We start from the raw sequence: 23,123 nt of genomic DNA on the forward strand, positions 1-23,123 counted from the left end.
CTAGAAGCTTCACATGATGTAATTGAAGTTGCTTCCCGTGGTGGCTGAAGTACTGCCTCCTCGGGAAGCGTCTTATTTGGCCGCGCTGAGCAAGGCGTTTCCGGATTTCAGTTGTCTAGCTGCAACCGGCAGGGGCTCGAGGTCGCTTCGGTCAAGCCAATGAAGTCAAAGAACGACTTCACTGGCTTCCCCTCCGACGCACAGGATGTGCTAGTGCAAGCGAAGCGACAGGATGTCGCGTTCTGAGCCTGCCAGCGCTTGTCGCCCCTAAGCTGCCGGCTTCCGCATTTCAGCTCAGTCTGTATGTCGATGAACAGGCACTTCCGCTTTAGTTTTAAACGAGCGGTGCACCATGGCGTTCCAGAGCAGCAGCTTCCAGCAATGACATCCCTTGTTCTTCTGCGACGCCAGCCACCTTATCCGATACAACTGGCCCAAGATTTGCAGGAGGAGCTGAAAAGCCCATGGCACGCTGACGAGCTGAATTCCTCCGTGCAAATGGTCCCCAAATCGCAAAGGTGATACCAGGAGTCTGAATATTTACGAAGAAGGTATTTCCATCAGGTGAAAACGTTGGCCCGGCAAATTCTGAACCGTTCATCGTATTTTCAGCAAATGTATAGACATTTCCTTCTGGTGTCATTCCAATGATTCGGTCATTGCCGCCGCCATCTTCCGCAATCCAAAGATCTCCCCAAGGAGTCATGCAAATATTGTCAGGCATCTCTAGATCATTTTTATCTGTAGATTCATAGAAGAGCTCTAATATATTCGTAGATGGATGGTAGCGGTATACTCGTCCAAGATTACCGCTGCCTGCACTTGTATCATCAAACCAGAACACTCCCGCAGAGAAAAATGCTCCTTCCAGACGGCTGAATTGAATACAACCTTTATCCTTCGCATCTTGCTGAGCACGCTCAGGCTTTATTTCTTTCCAAACAATCCCATAATTTTTCCCTGTATGGAAAGTGCTGGCTTTAGACGCCGGAAGCTCTTCAATGGCAGCCGCTTCTAACTTTCCGCCTTTTTGCAGTGACCCAATTGTTTGGCTTCGATCATTTGGCGTAAAGCGATAAAGGAAGCTTGGGCTCGCATCTTCCGTTAAGTACCAAATGCCTGTTGCGGGGTCAACGGCACATGCTTCATGTGAAAAATACCCCATATCGCGAATCGGCGTTCTTGACATTTCATTTTCAGGATCTAATGGATTCACTTCGAATACAAATCCATGACCCATCTCACGTGTTTCTTCACAGGTTAACCATGTACCCCAAGTTGTTGCACCGCCTGCACAGTTTCGGATAGTTCCGGAACTGGTGACATATTCATTAATAACTTCCCGGTTAGGCCCGACAATCATTGCTGTTGTTCCGCCTGCTGCGCCTTTGCTCCAAGGATTTTTCCCGTTAACGGGATACTGGGAATTGGTGCTGTTTTCATGGTTACGTACGAGAATGGTGGTATTTCTTTCCCCATTATAAGCTGCCATTCCATCCAGCATGGCAGGAACTAAATCGCCATTTGACATTTTATCGCCTGTTTTAGAGATTATTTTGTAATGAAAACCCCGTGGAAGATCGAGGATTCCGTTTGGATCCTTGACAAGCGGACCGTAGCCGCCGAAGCCACTTGTAGGCTTGCTTTTTGCAGCTGCAGCTACTGTTGTTGCCGTATTGCTTAATGAAAAGATACCGGCTGATCCCAGCGCCACAGCCAATGTACTCATTCCCCCAACCTTCAAAAAGTCACGTCTGTTAAGTTCGCTTTTACCAGGTTTCAATCACTTGACCTCCTGTATGTATATTGGACTGCCTAGAGCAATCTTCATATATAAAGCTAATAGATAATATTTAATCTTTGATTAATTTTTTGTAATGAAAAGGTAAACCGGCTCAAAATGGAACAAAAGTTGGTATGATTCATCAAATGTGTAAGTGAAAAGAACTATATTTTGACCTATATCGGAACAAAAGTGGTGCATCAAAGAGGATTAGCTAATTCATTAGACTCATAAACTTTCCTATATATATAAATAAAACGTAAAGATTATTATGAAAATGTTAAAACTCACGTTGAAATAACATGCTTTTCGCTAGAAAGACGGTGATAGCCCTATCGAACGACCATACACTCTGACAAGGGGTGGGGTTATCAAATGAATGCATACGTAAAGAAACTAAAAGATCATGGCATATTCCAAAGTATGTCCCGAAAAGGAAACTGTCTTGATAATTCGTCCATGGAAAAGTTTAATCGCTCGTTGAAGAGTTGAGCCAAGCAGTGACCGATTATATTTTTTCTATAACAATAAGCGGATAAAAGCAAAATTGACTGGCATGAGCCCGGTTAAATACCGTCTTCATACCAGCCAACCAGCTGCTTAATATTTAATTCTAACTTTTTGGGGTTCAATACAATAGGAGCCCTATAACATTCCAGTGTTAGACTATTGGAAAGTCCTTCAGGTATACATATCCATGCTCATGGGTATGGCTTTCGCTTCATAGCTTAGTTAACTTAATAATAATGAAAAAAGGAAATAAAAACAAAAATAGTGGAGATTATAAATATGAACTTTTAAAACTGCATTTAAGAAAAAGACAGGAGGGTTTTGATGGGATTTTTTAACGACAATTCAAAAGATGAACCGATGCACTATGGTGAAGTATTTAATATATGGTCATATCTTTCGACAGCTAAGATATTAGATGCAGGTTATCAAACCCATCTAAATCATGCCGGTGATGAGGACTTGCAAAAGTTGCTTAAAGTAGCAATTGAAGGCGGAAAACAGCAAATTAACCAAATTGAGGAATTATTAAAAGAAAATGGAGTTGGACTACCCCCAACCCCGCCTGAGCGTGCAAAAGCTTGCTCAGAAGACATCCCTATTGGCGCCCGTTTCCCAGACCCTGAAATAGCTTCCTACCTATGGATGAATGTAGCGGCGGGCCTGATGGCATGCAGCACAATAATGGGACAGTCTATTCGTGAAGATATTACACTTTTGTTCGGAAGCTTTCATGCTCAAATCACCATGCTTGGAGCAAAGGTTTTGAACCTGAACAAAGAAAAAGGCTGGTTAGTCCTACCGCCAATGCACCATAGTAAAGCTGAAGATTGTTAAGCAAAAAAAATAAAATACAATCATCTATTTGTGAGCCTGTGGCATACTGATAGCATGTAGCTTTATACTTAGTCTTGGAAAACGGAAAGATCGGGGACATCACGGCAGAATTATGGTAGGATATTCAACCAATCAAAGTGCTCAAAATTGAGCCCTTTGATTGGATAATTAAAACTTAACTGCTTAGTCTTTAAGAAGAAACAGCAGCGATCAATTGAATCTCAACCGGCGCGCCGCCTGGCAATGATGAAACGCCTATCGCAGCCCTGCTCCCTATCCCCGCATCTCCCAGCGCTTCATATAAATATTCAGAAGCCATGTCTGCTATACCTGAGTGCGCCTTAAATCCTTCTTCCGCGTTAATGTATACGGTGAGAGAAAGTATCTGCTGCAATTGTTCCTGCTCCGAAAGTGTATTTCGGGCTGCAGTAAGCGCATTGGAAACCGCCTGTATGACAGCCTCTTTATAACTATCAATCGGTTCCTCAGCACTCACTTTCCCACTATGTATCAATACGCCATTGTTTCTTGGAGTCATCCCTGCAGTATAGATTATGTTTCCAAAACGGGATGCCGGCACATATTTTCCTTGCGGAATCGGATTCTTCTTTTCTTCAATACTCATTTGCGATATTCCTCCACTACTTTGATAATACGTTCAATTGCACCCTCTGCCGCTGCGTGGTCCTGTGAGAAGTTAATTCGAAAGCTGTCGGTGAACTGTGATCCAAATTCAGTACCAGGCGTTACGGTAACAGCTGCCTGAAGGCGAAGAATTTTCACGAATTGGCTGATCGACACATCCAATTTTGGAATTCTCGGAAAAAGATAACTGCCTGCCTCTGTGGTTCTTAATTGAAAATATCCACTAGCCCGCAATTTGTCAATCAAATTATCACGAATTGCCTGGTGCTCGGAAATCCGTTTGGTCATCCACCCTTCTGGCTCGGCAAACCAGGATTTCAACACGGCTTGACTATAGCCCCCGGCCCGGAGAGATACGATGGCCTGCAGTTTTTCCATTCGGCCAATAATGTTGGCAGACCCAAATGCTACTCCCAGCCTGTACCCACTTAGCGATTCTGTTTTCGATGGTCCCATAATTGTGATGACATTTTCCGGGTCTATAGTATTCTGTGCGCATAGGTGCGTATAAGTCCGTCCCTCAAAAATCTGACGCGAGTACAGTTGATCGACAATGACCTTTGCTCCATATTTTTCTGCAAGCTCCGCAATTTCCCGAATTTCATCTGGTGAATAAATGACCCCTGTCGGATTATTCGGATTTGAAAATAAAAAAAGTTTAACACCAGAATTAAACGCTTCCTCCAACTGAGTTAAATCTAATCCGGCGCAAGTAGTGGTTTGTAAATAATCCAACTGAACAGGAACGGCTTCACCGTCAAAAAACTCAACCAACTTTCGATTAGCAAAATAATCCGGCGCAACAATGGCAACTTTGTCGCCTCTATATACCCAAGATCCCATTGCAAGGAAAAGTGCTCCTTGTGTTCCTGGGGTGATAATGAAATTTTGCTCTGGATCAATTGTTGTTCCCGTAAAATTAGAGAGCTTTTTGGCTACATTCTTCCGGATGGCTTCACTCCCGCGATACTCAGTATAAGCCTGCTTACCACCGACGTGCACGCCTTCAATAAAGATATCCAGAGTACCCGGAATAGGTTCGAAAGCGTCTACATCACCATGCGAAAAATCAACCGGTTTGCCTTCAATTTTCTCACCGCGAAGCTGAATCTCGTCTATATTCTGGCGGCCCTCTTGTCCAGGTGCATGCTCAGCACCAATTTTTGAGAACTTTTCTTCTAATAAATAATTCATGATCATTCCCTCTTTTCTCTTTCCATACGAATCGGTATTGAAAGGAACATAATATTGGAAGGCCTCCCCTTAAAAATGGTGACTCAGTGCGCGTATCAATTTTCCAACTTTTCACATATCAAGCTTACCATATAACCATTTTCTTCAAAAGGGGTGTAACCATACCAATTAAAAGCGCCTCTCCCAAGAGGCGGTCTTTTTATCGGCGCTCATTCCTTGATTAATTGGTTCAATATTAGTTATCATCACCTATTAATTGGTTCACGATAGAGGTTCAAACAAATAAAATACAAGCGGAAACGCATTAGAATCTACAAATGGATTCTAATGCGTTCTTTGTAATATCAATGATTAATAGTTTTTTGAAGTTTACCTTTCTTTAAAGCTTCACGGGTATTGATACTTTTTCTGATGGTGTGGACTTGAGTTCATTGCCCGCTTAAATATTATTATTGCCTCCCGATAGTTTAATGTTTTTGTTTTACTGAATATAATATCCTATCCTTTTAAAACTGCCCAAGCATCCTTTCCGGAAAATCAATAAATGGATTCCGGTTGCCCTGAATCTCATAAATCGCCTGATTGCGGTGCTTCTCATAGAGATCAGGCGGAAATTGCCGATGCCATCCCATAAGTAATTGTGTATCCACTCTCTCTAAATATTCGGGTTTAATCTGTTTTGGATACCGGATTAAAAAGTAGAGCATTGCCCTGGCAACTGTTCCCTTCCCATATTCCGGTTCAAACAATTCCCCTTCTGCCTTGCCACAGCCCGATTTGATACGTTTTGCAACTACCTCGGGTTCGTAATCGGCAAAATCATGATACAGATAATTGCTCCGATGAGAATTGCATTTCGGTTCACAGGTAAATAAATGGTGGATATCGCCCCGCATCGGCTGCTGTTTATCAAACCAGGATTGCGGAACAGCGTGCTCACAATTAAATTTAAAATCACTTTCAATCTTTGCCAGCCGCTCAGAATCTGATGCCGTAACTTTTTTCATTTCTTTTTTCCTTTTTAACGACGTATAATAGTCCTCCTCCATCACTTCTTCCGGTTCCCGCTCTTTTCCATTGTAAATACTTATCAGTTTGCCATCCGGCTGAAGGTCCACCCATGGATAAACATACTCGCTCGGATTATACCCAACGTGATTGGTATGAGTATCCCTGAGCAACTCCGTTAAGGACTGAATGATATTATCCCTACTGGAATTTTCAAAATCAATTCCAAGGTAATACTGATTAATTGATTGCTTATCTTTTTCTTCATTATAATAGGCCTTTTCATCTTCCTGTATTTTAGCCTTTCGTTCCTTCACCTTAGCGAGCAGCACTTTCAGATGGTCAAAATTGCTTGTAATCGAGAGCATATTTTTCTCCTCCGCTCGTTATAGTTTGATCTTTTGCTACCTTTGAATATTACTTATTTCTCCTCTCGACCCGGAAATTCCTTCCAAAACTATGTTTAAAAGATCCCATGAAGACGTGAGTTTTGAACTTCATGGATAGTTGTATCAGTAACATAAATAATTAATTGCCTAGGATTCCTCTCATTCAAGAAAACTCCAGGGCACCAAGACCCCGGAGCTTTCTTCTTACCTCTATTCATCGGCCCTCTTCAAGAACAGACCATCCACCTCTTTAATTGAGCTTCTTCCTGATATAGCTAATTGCAACTCCGTCTCAGCAATGAGATTTTCAAGGACTTTAGCCACTCCCGTTTGGCCCGCCACTGCGAGGCCATATGCAAATGGACGCCCGATCAAGACAGCTGTTGCCCCAAGAGCGATCGCTTTTAATATATCAGCTCCTCTTCTGATACCGCTGTCCAACAAAACCGGGATTCTATTCTCAACAGCTTCGCAGATGGATGGCAGGACATCAAGTGTAGCCACCCCCCCATCCAATTGCCGACCGCCGTGGTTGGAAACGATGATTCCATCCGCTCCATGCTCAAATGCCAACAGTGCATCATCCGAATGAGTCACTCCCTTCAAAAGGACAGGCAAGGATGTTTTATTGCAGATATACTCAAAATCCTTCCAAGTAAAAGTTACATTGTTCCCTTCTTCCAATGCCTTCTTACTGGCGCCCTTTACATCTTGCTCCGGCGGCACTTCAAGCTTGGAACGGAAGACGGGATCAGAAAAATAATTGCCCATCCCTTCCCCGGACAAAAAAGGGAGATACTTATTGTTCAAGTCCTTCTCCCGCCAGCCGAGCAAAGTGGAATCAATGGTTACAACAATTGCTGAATAACCGGCATCCTCCGCTCTCTTTAAAAAACTATCCGTTAGTTCCTGATCCATGGGAGGATAAAGTTGAAACCATCGCAATGCGTCACCCATTGCTTCCGCGACCTCTTCCATTGATTTCGTTGATACATTGCTGAGGATATAAGGAACCCCCAACTTGGCAGCCGCTTTGGCAGGAGCAACTTCTGCTTCAGGATGAAGAATGGAGTTAACTCCAATTGGTGCAAGCATTATGGGAACAGGGATTTCTTTTCCGAAAAGCTCGATGGACAAATCCCGTTCACTCACATCACAGCAGATCCTCGCATGGATATGGTGCTTTTGAAAAGCCTCCAAGTTAGCCCGCATCGTATCCCCTGCCCCTGCGCCCCCATTCACATAATCAAAGGGACCAGCAGCAAGTATCTCTTTGGCCTTGACCTCCCAGTCTTTATACGAAACCGGCAGGAGTGCAACCCCCTCGTCCCCACTTTCGTAAAATTTCATTTGAATGTCTTCACCATTTGGCAATGAATTCCCTCCCAGCTTAAATGTAAAAAGTCTACTATATAAGTATTACCTAGTTGTCCATAAAAAATGGACAGCGAACTTTCTAAAAAGGCGATTAATTACTTTCAACCGAAGGTATATAATTTTTTACCATCTACAACGACACAACTAAAAAAAGAATGAACAATATTCAATAGAACATTCCTTCCATCCATCTTATTTCTCCCTCTCTTAGTATTTATTATGCAGGCGCTTAATAGCTGAAGATGCCTTTGTTGCAGTAAAGCAGGAATTCTTATACCGGGTCTTCACCCAAGTGAAAGAAATCGGCGGCCCCCCTAGGCACCTTATCCTGACTGGTCTTCCGCACGGGGAGGAGAACTTGAAGTTTTGAAACTGCAGTGGCAATAACAGGGCATAGAGTACCTATGCAAGGAGAAGAATTATCTAAGAACCTGGAGAAATTGGCTAAAAAAATCCATATAACCGGGAATTAATTATCCAATAATGATATTGTCCAACAAATCAAAGAGAATGGATTTAATTTGCATAGAATAATATTTTAGCTCTTCTTTCATAGCTTTGAGTCAATTGCTATAGAGGAGGAGCAACGCATGATTGGCAAGTATTTACCTGTAACTGCGGCCGTTCAATTCAGGACTTTAACCATTCACCTAATCCCCTATTCCCCCTAAAAACCAATTGTAAAAAAGATCTCCATTTGGCCTCCCCCTTTCCATAAAAAAGTGCATTCTCATGTAATGGCAGGAGTCAAACCCGAATACATATAGATAAGCCTCATAGTAGGTTGGTTCTACTTTCTCAAGCTAGAAAACTGGGGGGAAGATCATTGAGAAAAGCCTTTTATATGTTAATGGCTGTTGCTGGATTATTGGTTCTTTTAACCTCCTGTTCATCATCCGTAACTGAAAAGTCTAAAGAAAAACAAAACAGTTTTCCGGAAAAGTCAATTACCTACAGCATTCCATTTGAACCAGGCGGACAATCTGACATAGAAGCGAGAAGACAACAACCCTTTCTTGAAAAATCACTTGGGCAAAAAATCGTCATTCAATATAAACCGGGTGGTGGTGGATCGGTTGGATGGAATGAATTGGCGAACAAAAAACCTGATGGCTATTTCATTGCGGGAATCAATATTCCACATATTATTCTACAACCGTTAGCAAATAATGATACAGGTTATAAAACGGAGGACATTGTACCTGTGGCCATTTTCCAGGCAACCCCTATCGCGATTGCTGTTGCAAAAGACAGTGAGATTGAAACATTGGATGACTTGGTGAAAAAAGCAAAAGAGTCGCCTGGAAAGATTACTGTTTCAGGATCTGGACACCATTCCGGACATCACATGGCATTCCTGCAATTGCAGGATCTTGCCGGCATCGAAATGCAGTATGTGCCTTTTGATGGTGCCGGCCCTTCCATGCAGGCTTTTCTTGGTGGAAATACAGATGTCATTTTAGCAAATTCAAGTGATTTGCTGACGTATACGGACGAAATGAACATCCTGGCTATCGGTTCGGAAGGAACGTTTGAGCCTATGCCTGAAATCCCTACTTTTAAAGAAGCAGGCTATGATATGACAGCCTCCATCGACCGGGGAGTAGGAGTCCCCCCTGGTACAGATCCAGAGGTGATAAATGTATTGGAAAAAGCCTTTTTGGATATTTTGGAAGAGCCCGGAATAAAAGACCAAATGTATCAGGAAGGATTTGAACCGAAGACACTCGGACACCAAGAGTCATTGGAGTACATTGAAATGAAAACAAAAGAATACGAAAGTATGTATGAATAGAGCATATCATCTTTTAATTAAAGAGTTCATCGCCCCTAAATAAGGAGGCAATATAATGGATCTTACCCTTCATATTATCAATTCACTAATAGATCCGATAAATATCCTTTTCCTGTGTCTTGGTGTATTAATAGGGATTATTGTCGGTGCATTGCCAGGCTTGACTGCAACCATGGCCCTAGCCTTGCTTTTGCCTTTCACTTTCACCATGCAGCCAGAGACCTCCCTCATTACGATGGGCGGATTATACGTTGGAGGGATTTATGGAGGTTGTATCTCTGCCATTCTTATTAATACCCCAGGAACTCCTTCCGCCATCGCGACGACCTTCGATGGGTACCCTTTAGCACAAAAAGGAAAAGCTTCCCATGCCTTGATCATGGCGGCAATGAGTTCGGGAATTGGAGGTATTATTGGAGGATTTGCCCTATTGTTTTTAACTCCTTTATTAGCAAAGTGGGCGCTAAGCTTTGGTCCTCCAGAATACTTTTGGGTAGCAGTCTTGGGGTTAACTATGATAGCCACCCTTTCCTCCGGGTCATTATTAAAAGGATTAATCGGTGGCTGTATTGGATTGCTTCTTGGAACAGTAGGCATTTCACCTGTAGGAGGAGAATCCCGTTTTACTTTCGGTTTTTCCAGCTTACAGTCTGGTTTGGATATGGTGGTTATTTTAATTGCCTTCTTTTGTATCCCTGAAGTTATCTCCATGATAGAGAATAGTGTGAAGTCCCAGAAAGCGGTCAAAAACGAAAAAGGGTTGTTGAAAAAGATTTTCTTTTATATTGTAAAAAAGCCATTTTTCATTATTCGCTCATCCATTATAGGAATTATCGTAGGCATTGTACCAGGAGCGGGCGGAAATGTTGCTGCCCTTTTGTCCTATGATGCGGCTGTCCGTTTTTCCAAAGATAAACAGTCATTCGGCAAGGGCAATATAGACGGGGTGATGGCGGCGGAAACATCCAATAATGCTGAAGTCGGTGGCTCTTTGGTTCCTTTATTATCATTGGGAATTCCAGGATCGCCGCCTGCGGCCATTATACTCGGCGCACTGTTAATGCAGGGAATTATGCCGGGACCCAATTTGATGAAAGAACAAGCAGGATTGGTATACACATTTTTAATCGGTTTTATTATTGCAAATGTGATTATGCTGATCTTCGGATTAATTGGTTCAAAGTATGTGGGGAAAATCCTAGCCATTCCTGGCTATTACCTCGCTCCTTCCATTGTATTTATGACAATCATTGGAACATACACAATCCGAAACAGCCTTTTGGACATAGCGATGTTAATCGGATTCGGAGTATTGGCCTTTTTCTTGAAAAATATCGGTTTCCATCCAGCTCCTATTGTGCTTGGCTTTATCCTTGGACCCATTGCTGAACGGGGCCTTGCCCAATCTATTCTTCTCGGTCATGCTTCTGGGAATATCTTTGCTCTTTTCTTCTCCCGCCCCATTTCGGTTGTTTTGATTATTCTGTGCTTAATTTCAATTCTTGGGCCCCTGCTATCTTTTATTGTAAAAAAAACGACTAGCAAACCTGAGCCTGATCCAATCCCTGCAAAGAAAGCGAGTGGCGGCAATTGATCAGTAAGAAATCAAGGGTTGATCTAATTACATCATTGACCCTTCTTGCCATCTCTTTTATTACACTTTGGAAAACAAGCGGATTGTCTGAAATGAGTTCGGTCTTTCCCCGTACAATTGGAATTCTGCTACTTCTTTTAAGCCTGATTTATCTGATTGTAACTTTAGTAAAAAAAACCTCTGAATCATACTTCAAAAGTACAAATAGGAGGAAAGTGATATTAATTAGTTTAGGAATGGCTGGGTATGTTGTTTTTATTAGTTTGATTGGCTTCTTATTGGCGAGTATCGTTTATCTTTCCTCTGTCATGTGGCTCCTTCAGAAAGAGGAAACGACTCAAAGAGGGCTCTCCATCCTGTTAAAGTCCGTACTATTTTCCATCCTATTCAGTACTGCATTTTACCTGTTGTTTCGATATGTATTTATTGTTCCTTTGCCAGAAGGACTATTTACATGGAAGTAACTTACATGCAAGCTTTCCAATAATCCCCATCCGAAAATAGGTGGGGATTATTGGACACTTACATTTAAAAAACGCCTAATCCTCCATATAAATACGGGCATAGTATTCGCTTTCTTCATCTAATTTGTTGTCTTTTCTCAATTCATCAATACCCTCTTTTCGGTCATCTTCAATCACCTGAAAACTTCCCGACACATTTGGTGTTTTTCCTTTGTACTTATCCACAATTTCACTCCTATATTTAACTTATTTATATTAAGTGTTTATTTTCCTTTTCATTTTGCGCTTAATTTATCACTTTATTCGTGACACAGGCTCCAAGCAAAATTTTGAAGCATACGTCCTCATGAAATTGCTTTTAGTGTTAGCTGTATTGAGCTTGGAATAACTTTTCATTAAAAGGAGAATACTTGACATAAAATTTTTAACTGAGGTGCTGTGGGCCGTACAGAACCTTGCCTACAGAATAAACAGGCCTAACAATGTTTGAAGTGACCCCTGCCTTAGAAACAAGGCAACCAGCCCTGCTATATTAAAATGCAAGCGGATAAGCCGGTTCGCCTTTACTTTGTTCAATCGTTTCAATAAACTTTTCGAGTGTTGAGGTTAAATATGCGTTTTTTCGCCTAATGAATACAGTGTTGATTTTACTATACTTTTCGGGCAAATAATGGCATTGGACGAGTCCTCTTACTTCTAATTGGGAAGCGGTTGATTTTGGAACAAACGTAATGCCAAGCCCCATAATAACGCTTCCTAATATCGTTTCTAATGTCCCGAACTCCATCACTTTTAGCGGAATTATGTTATGGTCTTTATACCATGCTTCCAGTCTTGCCCGGTAACCGCATCCTTTGCTGAAGCATAAGAACGGCTCTTTTTTTAATTGCTCAAATGTTGATATCGAATTGTCCGATATTAAGACAAGCTCTTCTTGAAAAACTTCATGGGTAACGAGTTCAGGATGCGGATCGGCTTCTGTCACGAAAGCGCCGTCCAGATGGTAATTTAATACATCTTCTTGGAGTTGTTCAGTAACGCCTGTAAGAAGTGATAAGTCTACGTTTTTATACTTTTTGTTATAAGAAGATAAAATAACCGGTAGTTTCATAACTGTTTCAACTGATCCAATTTCCAGTTTTCCTGCCGGTTCAGTTTTACTTTGGACAACCTTTTTCATTTCATTTGTTAGCGATAGGATTTTCTCACAATAAACTAGAAGCTTTTTTCCTTCGGGCGTTAACCGCATTCCGCGGTTATGACGGTTAAAAAGCGGCGTATTCAATTCAGCCTCAAGCTTCTGGATTCTTGATGTAATATTCGATTGGACGTAACTTAATTCTTTTGCAGCTTCACTGATCGTACCTTTTTGTGCAACCATTTGAAAGATTTCTAAGTCTTTAAACTCCATATAAATACTCCTTTCAACTCACTCTATTTCCATGGTATCACTAATTGAGATGTCACTCATCAACATTATTCATTTTTACAGATGTCTAACATGTGCTTTAATGAAACATACAAGGTATTAGAAGGAGACAGGGATTCTTGAACAACAATGTATTACTCGGGGCTTTTTTATGTTTAATCTCAGCAATATCCTGGGGTGCCATGTTTCCAGTAGCGAATCATGCGTTTCACTATATCGATCCATTTTATTTTACGATTTTTCGTTATGGCTCTGTAACAATCATATTAATTGTATGGCTGTTATGGAAGGAAGGCAGACAAGCATTTCACTTGGAGGGGAAAGGTTGGGTGCTTTGGTTTTTTGGCACCATGGCCTTTGCGATTTATAATGTGCTGATTTTCTGGGGACAAGACTTATTGGGTAACCCTGGTACAATGGTAGCTTCAATTATGGAATCTTTAATGCCGATGATTTCGATTGTCATTGTATGGGTACTAGTAAGACAACGTCCTCATGTATTTACTTTATTTTGTGTGTTTATTGGATTTATCGGTGCATCGTTGGTCGTGACAAAAGGAGATTTTGGTACCTTTTTTTCAGCGACAAATGAAATTGTACCATCTTTATTAATACTCATTGCAGTCACCGGTTGGGTCATCTACACGATGGGTGGAGACCAATTTCATAAAGATGGCTGGTCTGCATTGCGATATTCTACGCTAAGCTGTTTGCTTGGAACGACTACCGCAGCTATTCTCGTTTTGAGTGCGACGCTTTCGGGATATGTCACTTTTCCAAGCGTTCAAACGATGATCATTACGAGCCCTCATATTGCTTTTATGGTGATCTTCCCGGGCGTTATTGCCTTGGTAGGATGGAATTATGGGGTGAGCGTAATCACACCTTTAAATGGATTATTATTTCTTAACCTTGTACCGGTTACAACATTGGTCATTCAAATTTTTCAAGGTACAGGCGTCACCATTTACGATATTATTGGTACCATTTTTATTATTGTATCCTTGCTCTCAAACAACATTTTTCTTAGGTTGCAGCAAAGAAGAACGGAGCCGAAGGAAAAACACAAAGAAAGACTACAGGAAGTGGTATCTTGACAAGAAAAGCCGAAGCGATGGTTTACAGACGTACAAACTAGAGGGCCTCTTTAAGTAGGGGACTAGTAGATAAGAGAGTGGATCTGAATAAGAAAATCTGAAGCTATTCATCCAGGGAAACGTTGGGGGGGCCTTTTACACTTAGGATCCCCTAGCTGAACTCCTGGACGATCAAGTAAAAACTGATTCTGAAATTCCATTTTCAAAGACAACTAATTTCCCATTCAAAGTTGTTTTTTCAAGCCAATATTGGCAAATTTCAATTTGGTTTTCAGGTGAAGAAAACTGTTCATCATTATCGGTTGATACTTTGACATAAACCATATAGAGGCTTTCCTGCCATGAAATCTGGACATCCGAAACCTCATCATTTCTTAGCAACACATTATCCTCATCCTCTCCTTCAATTGATAAATAGGATTAATATGAACATTTGTTTGTGAACCCATATAAAATCTAAATGTGTATATACTTTAAAAAATGCAAAAAGCTCACCACTTGTGAGCCAATTCACATCTTCAGCCGTTTAGCAAATTAAACGATCAATATACAGAAAAACTGGATAAAAAATTGTAGTAGATAATAGTACAAGTAGTAACTGTACAATCAAAGGCACACTGTTGGCTCAAGCAGCGTGAGTGTTTGGTTAATCGTATTAAGATTAACCATTGCCCCTATAGGAATTGCTGTTTTATAAGTGCCATGTCCGGTTGTAAGATTGGTCATTAGCGGTTTTCCAAGAGAAACAACAAACTCACTGATTAAATCTTCATAGGATTTACCGTAAGCAACTTGGCAGCCCGTACACTCTCCCATGATAATTCCTATACAATCCTCAAATTTTCCAGCCATTTTCAAATGATTCATATACCTATAGACCGTATTAATAGGTTCATGTGTTTCTTCCAGAAACAAAATTTTCCCCTTTGTATCTATCTCGAAATCTGTTCCCAAAGAGCCGATAAAAGACGTGAGATTGCCTCCGACAATGCGGCCCGTAACGTTTCCAGGAACTCTGCCAACTAGTGGTGTTCCTGGTGGGTTCATTATTAGTTTAGGTGCTGTTAAGGTAGAAGTTATAGAAAAAAACTGATTAAAATTATACCCTGGGGTTTCTGGAGTAAAGTCAACAAGCATAAGACTATGGAATGTCATTAAATCTACATATTGAAAGAGTACATTTAATAATATCGTAATGTCGCTATAACCCATTACAATTTTCGGATTTTGCCAGATGATATCATAATCAAGGTAGGGAAGTATTCCGGCTACGCCTACCCCTCCTCTTGTGGGTAATATCATTTTAACTTGCTCATTTTGAAACATATTCATCAAATCAGCAGCCCGCTCTTGGTCGGTTCCTGCAAGAAACCCGTTTTGGGAATATACATGTTCCCCTACTACTACATCAAACCCCATATTTTTTAGCATATTGATTCGAGTATTAATAACATTTGCATCTAACGGACTCCCAAGAGTAACAATCCCTATAGTGTCACCTTGTCTTAGAATAGGTGGTTTCAATATCATAAATGTTCTCCCCCTTTAATGATTAACTTTACTGATGTTTTTAATTGTCACTTAACAATATAGTCCGTTTTCCCATATAAATTCCTTTCAGATTACTTTCATCTATTCCTATCCGAAACAAAAATGCCCATATTGAAAAAGAGCGCTCGGAAAAGCGGTCTTTTCTGATACGCGCATTCACCACCAAATATCAATATAGGGGCTTTTGCAAGAATGAAGATGAGTTTTTTCTCACCTGGCTCATCACTGTGAAAGGGGCTGATGACTATCCTAGACAGTATTTGAATCTTTATCACTAATGACAGCTTCCAGCGAATTGCTGCCCATGTTGTTTAAAGCCAAAATGAAATAGACCAACCTGAGTTCTAAGATGGTCTATTTCACATGACTACTCGAGCTGTCCCTCTTTAAGTGACAATATTGTTCAAAACTGTGTGTAGCAAGAGCTTGCGTTTCTTTTTACTTCCGTACTTCTTACCTATTAAACACACCTTATTTTATTACAGGGATTTTTTCGGACAACTCTAATTTAAAATGAAGGTAAATTACTTAAATTATTCTCTTTTATTCCATCTGGTTCACTCCGAATGATATCTCTTCCGTATTTATGAAAGACATCAACATGTGCGATATTCCCGGCCTTTGCCTCGTTCAATGCGGTCATATAATCTAGCTCGCGACCTGTTTTCGTTTTAAAAGCAATGATATCTCCGTCATTATTTTTCCTGACAGCAACAATTTCTTCCTTTCCTTCTGCATCTGCTTGCACTGCTTGAGGATCCAACTGTTGCTGGCTTTGATTGCGATACGAATTGTAGATTTTCTCAAAGTGATCCGGCTCCAATGTCTACACCTACCTGCATATTCTTATTTCTTCATATCATTTTTTCCGGCATCTTCCGCAAGTTGTTCATTAGAAGGAACCTTGCCATGAGGATTTTGTGATTGTTTGCGACTTTTCCATTCCCGTTCCGCTTGTCTTTTAGATTGACTCATTTTGTTCATGCCCCTTTATACTTATAGCCAAGATAAAATCAGTGCATTCCTTTCCATTCACCTTGGTTTTTAGATACTTTTTCATTTTTAGCCTTTGCTTTATGTGCCCGATTGGCATTGGCGCTGCCAAATTCTTGAGAGAATTCCGAGTCAGTTTTACTTGGATCAAAACCTTTTTTATTCTTTTGTTCTGCGTCATTTTTCTTTGTGCGCTTTGCCATTTCAATCCCTCCTTCTTTTTCTCTAGTATGAGAATAGACGGTGGATTTATACGTTTGCCTACAAAAGCGATTGAAACATTCCTAAAGGATTATTCTCGGTTAATCCTTAGAACTTGATCTCCTCTTTCAAACCCAACTTTTTAGCATGGGCTTATTTAAGAGTCACGCTATTGATAGACGGGGAATGCCATTTATCTTTATCGTACGCAAGTAATGTAGAAATAGCCGGACGTTCCGGTGCTGCTTCTTCTCCTTTTTATTTATTGTTTTCAATTTCTTCTTTCACCGAAAAGTAAGGCACCTTTGAAATATGGTTGGCAAAAAAGCAATCTTAGCTTACTTGTCATTTTATTAATGATATCCAAAATGACAAAACCGGCCCCATAAAGGAAAGCCGGTTTTGTAATTTAAGCTATAGTTCTCCCATGCGTAATACTCGACGACTGCTTAGACCGTCCCTTAACATTAAGCTTTTGCATGGCTTTTGTGATACCCACCCATTGAATGTTATTTTCGGCGATGCTTATTTGGAAAAAGAATAATGGATATCAACCAGATACAGATCAACAAGCCCCGTATATGGAGGCTTCTTTGTTAATTTTCACCTCAAATTTTGTCAAGCAATGCTTTTTATTGAAAAATCTTTTTTTACTTATATAATGACATTGCTGAATATAAAGATAATGTAACAATCTCAAAAAAGAGGATTTGGTCAATGTTAGGGTGTTTCTGGTATTAAACAGCAATTTTGAATCGTATTAGAAACGGAATATTCAATATTTTAATTGTAGGAGTTAGCTGCTGAAAGCAAATGCATTTGCAGAAAATGCTACTTTCATTACTTTTTATTATTTCCTTTACAATTAACAAAAAAGCTGTACCCAATAAAGGTACAACTTAACTTACTTCATGTGATTTGTGTTTTAAATAAAGTAAGTACAATATAATCAATCGAGTTTTAGTTGGTAACAAAATGCACATTTTTCAAAACCATAGATGTCATAAAAACGATGCGCCTCTTCTCTAGCAAGACCAGAATCTAAGAACATTGCAGCACACCCTATATCTTCAGCTAATTTTTTAGCATGATCCATCAACATACGCCCGTATCCTTTTCCACGATCTTCTTCGTTAGAAATAATACTAGATACGTAACAAGATTTTCCCGAATGCCAGAACGTATTGAAATAAGTTCCATGACAAAAACCTCTTACTTTTCCTTCATCATAAAGGAAAAATGCGAAATCATTTTCATTTTCCAAAACTTCTTGATATACCTTTCTAATTGTTTCTTTATCGTACTCATTAGACGTCCATAACTTCTCAATATAATCAAATGCAATATCAAATTCTTCCATTGTTGCATTCTTAATTTCCATTTCATCACTCTTTTCTAATTAAATTCCCTCTAGTTATGAATTTTCCATCTGCTTAATGTAATGATAAAGGTTAAGTTGTCGAATTATCTCATTATTATATCATATTAGGTTAGTTATCACTCAACTTTCCCAGGTCGAAATAGAAAGGAATGCCTCGATTAAATAGGTAAGCCTGCAATCCATTGGGGAATACAGCTTCTAAACCTCAGAATTGGTCCTCGAATCTCCATTACATACTCCGCAAGCTTCTACACGGAGCAGCACTTGCCCTTCTCCCGGCCGGGGTACCGGAGTCTCTACTAGTTTCATCTTTTCTCCCTTAGACGGAATTTGAATAGCTTTCATGATTTTCTCCAAGTACTCCCCTTACATTTCAAAAATTTTAAAATTCTGTTACTTTTCACGCACGATACTCAGTCAAAATATTGTGTCATAAAGGCCTGTTATTTAAATGATTGGTTTCAAAAACCGCGTGTGCAGCTGACTGAAGGGCACCTTCAAGCTGTACCAGCAAAAATGATTTTCTTTTCCCATACTCCAGCTATTGGTGGTTGACCATAGAGCGGGTAATTTCTAAGCGGCTTCAAGTCTCCCTCTACAGCCCGTTTAGTCTCTTGACCAATCCTTGTATAGGACGCCACTTACGTTTTGGACTGAGTTTCCAAAGAGCCTAACCAATTGGTCAATGGCCAATTTTAAAATTTTGTCTTCATCCACTTCTTGGCGCGTAATGTAGCTCTCTAACATGTCATTCTATTGCTCGATATCTTATTTTAAAAATAAATTTAAGTTAAAAACAACAGCCAGAAGCTCCCCTATAGCTTCTGGCTGATTTTCATTTACGCATAGTATAATCAACAAAACCGGCCCCTTTCGGGTAGCCGGTTTTTTGTTAAAGCTTTAGTTCTCCCATGCGCAAAAGTTCGACGACAGCTTGAGAACGCCCCTTAACTCCAAGCTTTTGCATGGCGTTGGATATATGATTGCGAACCGTTTTCTCGCTTATGAACAGTTCGTTCGCGATTTCCTTTGTTGTCTTATCCTGAACTAATAGCTCAAATACTTCTTTTTCTCTTTTCGTGAGCAGCGGTTTATGAGTGAATTCGTTCTCCTTCAACTAATGTAACCCTCCTTGCCTTCGCCAGCTTCAACCGTGGGGATGGGTATTAACTTTGTCATCACCATCATATGTGAATCAAATAATGGGAGTGACATGGGAATGGCAAGAAAAAGATAAATAGGCAATAATTCACTTTATTTTTTTCGGCGTCCGTCCGATGAATCAATTTTTTCCGTATCACCTTGGAACAGAAAATAAGATATGACTCCGGAAACAAGGGCAGCTCCGATGGCTATGTATGTCCGGATATTTGGTTCGATATCCGTATAATTTTTATTTAGCCACCAATTTGACATCAGATACACGATAATCGCTATTGGTAAAGGAAATAGTACGATTCTCTTCATAGTTCAACTTCCTTTTTGAAAAATTATTGTTTGTCACTCAAACTTTTGACAACAGCTTCTCTTTATATTCTTCAGACCATGGGACACTTTTTCCGGTCGTTTTAGATATTTGCACAATCGTGCCTCTTCCAGTGAAGCATACAGATCCGTTTTCCCGCTCTCCCATATAATGCAAGTCGACAGAAGATCTCCCCATTGTATTGACTTTCGCATAAACCTTCAGCAGTTCATCAAAATACACCTGTGAGAGGAAATCGCATTGCAGATCAGCCACTACAGGAATCGTTTCCTGACTGGAGTCCAGCCATTCCTTCATCAACCCAGTTTTTTTAAAAAAGCCGATCCGCGCCTGCTCGAAGTATATCAAAGGTACTGTGTTATTCAAGTGTCCGAACATATCCGTTTCCGAAAAACGCACTTTTACTTCCTGGTAAAAAGAAAAACCACTTTTCCATTCTTCCAAGTTATCTATATAGGCTATGCGGGACATCGTTATCCTCCTCTATTATAAAAGTGCAAGGCGCTCGCAGTCTTAGGCGACAAACAAAAGACCAGTTCTTCAGCCACTATAGCCACTTGGCTTGTGAGTTCAAACCGATGTCGCCTAGAGCTAGACACATCAAATCTAATTTGTATAAAATATATGATCAATATGCTTTCCTGTCCTTTTGGAAAAGGCGTGACAGGCAGCTTCTTAGTCATTATAACTTGCTTCTCCGAAACGATGCCTCCTTTTCGACGACGAGCACAAGAAGACTTCTGAAAAGGCGGCTCCTCGGTCATTAAACCATTTGTTTTTCTTTAATAAAAAACAGCAGCTGCCTAATGTGGACAGCTGCTGTTCTTAAAATGGTTGAGTGATTAATCCACCATATGATCGCTCCCGAAGAACTTCTTGAACATTTGAATGCTTGTAGCACGGTTCATTGCAGCGATTGATGTTGTCAACGGAATACCCTTTGGACAAACCTGAACACAGTTTTGAGAGTTTCCGCATCCTGTAATTCCTCCGTCGTCCATTAATGCATCAAGACGCTCGTCCTTGTTCATTGAGCCTGTTGGATGCGCATTGTATAGACGAGGAAGCGATAGGAATGCAGGTCCGATAAAATCGGATTTGCTGTTTACATTTGGACATGCTTCCAAACATACGCCGCAAGTCATGCATTTGGAAAGTTCATACGCCCACTGGCGGTTTTTTTCCGGCATGCGAGGGCCAGGTCCAAGATCATACGTTCCGTCAATTGGAATCCAAGCTTTGATCCGTTTCAAGGAATCAAACATTCTGCTTCTGTCAATGACCAAGTCGCGTACAACCGGGAATGTATCCATCGGCTGCAATCTGATCGGCTGCTCCAACTGATCAATCAAAGCCGTACAAGATTGGCGAGGTTTGCCATTGATTTTCATAGAACATGCTCCACATACTTCTTCCAAGCAGTTCATATCCCATGCGATAGGTGATGTTTTTTCCCCTTTGGCATTCACCGGATTACGGCGGATTTCCATTAATGCTGAAATTACGTTCATGTTTGGACGATAATCCAGTTTGAACTCTTCATCATATGGCTGGGAATCAGGATGATCTTGTCGAGTTATTATGAATGTGACAGTTCTATTTTCGCTCATCCTTATTTCTCCTCTTTCTTTTTAGAATAGTCCCTTTTACGAGGCTTAATAAGAGAAACATCCACATCCTCGTAGCTGAATTCAGGCTGATTTTTGGCAGTGTTAAAGTCAGCCATTGTTGTTTTCAGCCATTCTTCATCATTCCGATCAGGGAATTCAGGTTTATAGTGGGCACCACGGCTTTCATTACGGTTCAAAGCACCGATTGTGATGACGCGAGCAAGCTGCATCATGTTCCACAATTGTCTTGTGAACATCGCACCCTGGTTGCTCCAGCTCGCTGTATCGTTGATATTGATATTTTTCCAGCGATCCATCAACTCAAGGATTTTATCGTCAGTTGCTTTCAAGTTTTTATTATTGCGGACAACTGTAACGTTGTTCGTCATCCATTCCCCAAGCTCTTTATGAAGGACATAGGCATTTTCAGTTCCATCGAGTGATGTGATATCTGCCCATTTCTCTTGTTCCTTCTGAACAGCGCCGTCAAATAGTGAAGAAGGAAGATCTTCAACACTCTTTTCAAGTCCGCTTACATATTTTACAGCTTCAGGTCCTGCAACCATTCCCCCATAAATCGCTGAAAGCAAAGAGTTCGCACCTAAGCGGTTCGCACCATGCTGGGAGTAATCACATTCACCAGCTGCAAATAAACCTTCGATATTCGTGTGCTGTTCATAGTCAACCCATAAGCCGCCCATAGAATAATGGACTGCAGGGAATATCTTCATTGGAACTTTGCGCGGGTCATCACCGGTAAACTTCTCGTAAATCTCGATGATACCGCCAAGTTTGATATCAAGCTCTTTTGGATCTTTGTGTGAAAGATCAAGATAAACCATGTTTTCCCCGTTAATTCCAAGCTTCTCATCCACACATACAGCGAAAATTTCCCGTGTAGCAATGTCACGCGGAACAAGGTTTCCATATGCCGGATATTTTTCTTCGAGGAAGTACCAAGGTTTTCCGTCTTTATACGTCCAAACACGGCCGCCTTCACCACGAGCTGACTCACTCATTAGGCGCAGCTTGTCATCACCAGGAATGGCAGTCGGGTGAATTTGGATGAATTCACCGTTCGCATATGTTGCCCCTTGCTGGTAAACAATAGATGCTGCTGAACCAGTGTTAATGACGGAGTTAGTAGATTTCCCAAAAATGATTCCAGGTCCGCCAGTCGCCATGATAACAGCGTCTGCAGGGAACGATTGAATTTCCATTGTGTTCATGTTTTGCGCTACAATACCTTGACATACGCCGTTATCGTCCTGGATGATACCAAGGAAATCCCAGCCCTCATACTTGTTAACAAGTCCAGCCACCTCGTGACGACGAACTTGTTCATCAAGTGCATATAAAAGTTGCTGACCAGTTGTAGCACCCGCAAATGCTGTACGGTGATGCTGCGTACCACCGAAGCGGCGGAAATCAAGTAATCCTTCAGGCGTCCTGTTGAACATTACACCCATTCTGTCCAAAAGATTAATAATAGAAGGAGCTGCCTCACACATAGCCTTTACAGGCGGTTGGTTGGCTAAGAAGTCTCCACCGTATACTGTATCGTCAAAATGGATCATAGGCGAGTCGCCTTCACCTTTTGTGTTTACCGCTCCATTAATTCCGCCCTGCGCACAAACAGAGTGGGATCGTTTTACGGGCACAAGGGAGAATAGATCCACCGAATTTCCTTGTTCTGCAATTTTGATTGTTGCCATCAGACCGGCTAATCCACCGCCGACGACAATGATTTTGCCCTTGCTCATCGAAAGGTTACACTCC

The 23,123-nt window shown here is 40.9% G+C and carries 24 protein-coding genes and 1 pseudogene; 6 read left to right on the forward strand and 19 right to left on the reverse strand.

Going from position 1 to position 23,123, the window contains the following annotated elements; all coding sequences use genetic code 11:
• Nucleotides 1–334: 334 nt before the first annotated feature.
• A complete protein-coding gene (locus tag D4T97_RS05715) occupies nucleotides 335–1,783 on the reverse strand; it encodes an alkaline phosphatase PhoX (RefSeq protein ID WP_235872165.1) in 1,449 nt (482 codons plus the stop codon).
• Nucleotides 1,784–2,122: 339 nt separating this feature from the next.
• On the opposite strand from D4T97_RS05715, the pseudogene D4T97_RS20740 reads away from it, so the two are divergent.
• Together D4T97_RS20740 and D4T97_RS05730 are read left to right on the forward strand one after the other, a co-directional pair.
• Nucleotides 2,123–2,387 (forward strand): annotated as a pseudogene (locus tag D4T97_RS20740) (IS3 family transposase); the annotation flags it as partial.
• 230 nt (nucleotides 2,388–2,617) lie between these two features.
• Nucleotides 2,618–3,130 (forward strand): DUF3231 family protein, encoded by a 513-nt coding sequence (locus D4T97_RS05730; protein WP_126048615.1) that lies wholly within the window; start codon nucleotides 2,618–2,620, stop codon nucleotides 3,128–3,130.
• 190 nt (nucleotides 3,131–3,320) lie between these two features.
• Here the strand turns inward: D4T97_RS05730 and D4T97_RS05735 are convergent, their stop codons facing one another.
• From D4T97_RS05735 to D4T97_RS05750, 4 genes are all read right to left on the reverse strand, one after another.
• Nucleotides 3,321–3,755, reverse strand: a complete 435-nt coding sequence (locus D4T97_RS05735; RefSeq protein WP_126048617.1) for a RidA family protein — start codon at nucleotides 3,753–3,755, stop codon at nucleotides 3,321–3,323.
• A complete protein-coding gene (locus tag D4T97_RS05740; protein WP_126048619.1) occupies nucleotides 3,752–4,969 on the reverse strand; it encodes a pyridoxal phosphate-dependent aminotransferase in 1,218 nt (405 codons plus the stop codon). Before D4T97_RS05740 ends, D4T97_RS05735 begins: the two co-directional genes overlap by 4 nt.
• 506 nt (nucleotides 4,970–5,475) lie before the next feature.
• On the reverse strand, nucleotides 5,476–6,345 hold the full coding sequence (locus D4T97_RS05745) for an endonuclease I family protein (RefSeq protein ID WP_126048621.1): 870 nt from the start codon (nucleotides 6,343–6,345) through the stop codon (nucleotides 5,476–5,478).
• Nucleotides 6,346–6,576: 231 nt separating this feature from the next.
• On the reverse strand, nucleotides 6,577–7,740 hold the full coding sequence (locus D4T97_RS05750; protein WP_235872166.1) for an alpha-hydroxy-acid oxidizing protein: 1,164 nt from the start codon (nucleotides 7,738–7,740) through the stop codon (nucleotides 6,577–6,579).
• Between the two features lie 829 nt (nucleotides 7,741–8,569).
• Here D4T97_RS05750 and D4T97_RS05755 point away from each other — a divergent pair.
• The 3 genes from D4T97_RS05755 to D4T97_RS05765 are packed head-to-tail and all read left to right on the forward strand — an operon-like array spanning nucleotide 8,570 to nucleotide 11,596.
• Entirely contained in the window at nucleotides 8,570–9,538 is a 969-nt protein-coding gene (locus D4T97_RS05755; RefSeq protein WP_235872167.1) for a tripartite tricarboxylate transporter substrate binding protein, read from the forward strand.
• 55 nt (nucleotides 9,539–9,593) lie between these two features.
• Nucleotides 9,594–11,132 (forward strand): tripartite tricarboxylate transporter permease, encoded by a 1,539-nt coding sequence (locus tag D4T97_RS05760; RefSeq protein ID WP_126048623.1) that lies wholly within the window; start codon nucleotides 9,594–9,596, stop codon nucleotides 11,130–11,132.
• A complete protein-coding gene (locus D4T97_RS05765) occupies nucleotides 11,129–11,596 on the forward strand; it encodes a tripartite tricarboxylate transporter TctB family protein (RefSeq protein WP_126048625.1) in 468 nt (155 codons plus the stop codon). Before D4T97_RS05760 ends, D4T97_RS05765 begins: the two co-directional genes overlap by 4 nt.
• 75 nt (nucleotides 11,597–11,671) lie before the next feature.
• Here D4T97_RS05765 and D4T97_RS20445 read toward each other — a convergent pair whose 3' ends face one another.
• Both D4T97_RS20445 and D4T97_RS05770 read right to left on the reverse strand, forming a co-directional pair.
• Nucleotides 11,672–11,821: a hypothetical protein gene (locus D4T97_RS20445; RefSeq protein WP_164525482.1), complete on the reverse strand. Its 150-nt coding sequence runs from the start codon at nucleotides 11,819–11,821 to the stop codon at nucleotides 11,672–11,674.
• A 307-nt stretch (nucleotides 11,822–12,128) separates the two neighbouring features.
• Entirely contained in the window at nucleotides 12,129–13,007 is an 879-nt protein-coding gene (locus D4T97_RS05770; RefSeq protein WP_126048627.1) for a LysR family transcriptional regulator, read from the reverse strand.
• Between the two features lie 137 nt (nucleotides 13,008–13,144).
• Here D4T97_RS05770 and D4T97_RS05775 point away from each other — a divergent pair, with 137 nt between their 5' ends.
• Nucleotides 13,145–14,122: a DMT family transporter gene (locus D4T97_RS05775; RefSeq protein ID WP_126048628.1), complete on the forward strand. Its 978-nt coding sequence runs from the start codon at nucleotides 13,145–13,147 to the stop codon at nucleotides 14,120–14,122.
• Between the two features lie 171 nt (nucleotides 14,123–14,293).
• On the opposite strand, the gene D4T97_RS20750 is transcribed toward D4T97_RS05775, so the two are convergent.
• The 12 genes from D4T97_RS20750 to sdhA form a co-directional block, all read right to left on the reverse strand.
• Entirely contained in the window at nucleotides 14,294–14,506 is a 213-nt protein-coding gene (locus D4T97_RS20750; RefSeq protein WP_235872168.1) for a recombinase family protein, read from the reverse strand.
• Between the two features lie 222 nt (nucleotides 14,507–14,728).
• Nucleotides 14,729–15,652, reverse strand: a complete 924-nt coding sequence (locus D4T97_RS05785; RefSeq protein ID WP_126048630.1) for a S66 peptidase family protein — start codon at nucleotides 15,650–15,652, stop codon at nucleotides 14,729–14,731.
• A 529-nt stretch (nucleotides 15,653–16,181) separates the two neighbouring features.
• Nucleotides 16,182–16,496: a DUF3892 domain-containing protein gene (locus tag D4T97_RS05790; RefSeq protein WP_126048632.1), complete on the reverse strand. Its 315-nt coding sequence runs from the start codon at nucleotides 16,494–16,496 to the stop codon at nucleotides 16,182–16,184.
• A gap of 23 nt (nucleotides 16,497–16,519) precedes the next feature.
• Entirely contained in the window at nucleotides 16,520–16,648 is a 129-nt protein-coding gene (locus D4T97_RS20755) for a DUF6254 family protein (RefSeq protein WP_235872169.1), read from the reverse strand.
• Nucleotides 16,649–16,686: 38 nt separating this feature from the next.
• A complete protein-coding gene (locus D4T97_RS05795; protein ID WP_126048634.1) occupies nucleotides 16,687–16,869 on the reverse strand; it encodes a hypothetical protein in 183 nt (60 codons plus the stop codon).
• 947 nt (nucleotides 16,870–17,816) lie between these two features.
• The gene (locus D4T97_RS05805; RefSeq protein ID WP_126048636.1) at nucleotides 17,817–18,248 is read right to left on the reverse strand and encodes a GNAT family N-acetyltransferase; all 432 of its coding nucleotides are present in this window, start codon (nucleotides 18,246–18,248) and stop codon (nucleotides 17,817–17,819) included.
• A 198-nt stretch (nucleotides 18,249–18,446) separates the two neighbouring features.
• The gene (locus D4T97_RS05810) at nucleotides 18,447–18,593 is read right to left on the reverse strand and encodes a hypothetical protein (protein WP_235872170.1); all 147 of its coding nucleotides are present in this window, start codon (nucleotides 18,591–18,593) and stop codon (nucleotides 18,447–18,449) included.
• 547 nt (nucleotides 18,594–19,140) lie between these two features.
• Nucleotides 19,141–19,365 carry a helix-turn-helix domain-containing protein gene (locus D4T97_RS05815; RefSeq protein ID WP_120075451.1) on the reverse strand — a complete coding sequence of 75 codons (225 nt, stop codon included), beginning with the start codon at nucleotides 19,363–19,365 and terminating at the stop codon, nucleotides 19,141–19,143.
• A 137-nt stretch (nucleotides 19,366–19,502) separates the two neighbouring features.
• Nucleotides 19,503–19,715, reverse strand: coding sequence for a hypothetical protein (locus D4T97_RS05820; RefSeq protein ID WP_126048638.1), 213 nt, complete (start codon nucleotides 19,713–19,715; stop codon nucleotides 19,503–19,505).
• A 37-nt stretch (nucleotides 19,716–19,752) separates the two neighbouring features.
• Entirely contained in the window at nucleotides 19,753–20,205 is a 453-nt protein-coding gene (locus tag D4T97_RS05825; protein WP_126048640.1) for an acyl-CoA thioesterase, read from the reverse strand.
• 371 nt (nucleotides 20,206–20,576) lie between these two features.
• Nucleotides 20,577–21,344, reverse strand: coding sequence for a succinate dehydrogenase iron-sulfur subunit (gene sdhB / locus D4T97_RS05830; protein ID WP_126048642.1), 768 nt, complete (start codon nucleotides 21,342–21,344; stop codon nucleotides 20,577–20,579).
• 2 nt (nucleotides 21,345–21,346) lie between these two features.
• Nucleotides 21,347–23,107 carry a succinate dehydrogenase flavoprotein subunit gene (gene sdhA, locus D4T97_RS05835; protein WP_126048644.1) on the reverse strand — a complete coding sequence of 587 codons (1,761 nt, stop codon included), beginning with the start codon at nucleotides 23,105–23,107 and terminating at the stop codon, nucleotides 21,347–21,349.
• Nucleotides 23,108–23,123 lie beyond the last annotated feature (16 nt).

The sequence above is a fragment of the Siminovitchia acidinfaciens genome (assembly GCF_003605385.1).
GTDB lineage: Bacteria > Bacillota > Bacilli > Bacillales > Bacillaceae_C > Siminovitchia > Siminovitchia acidinfaciens.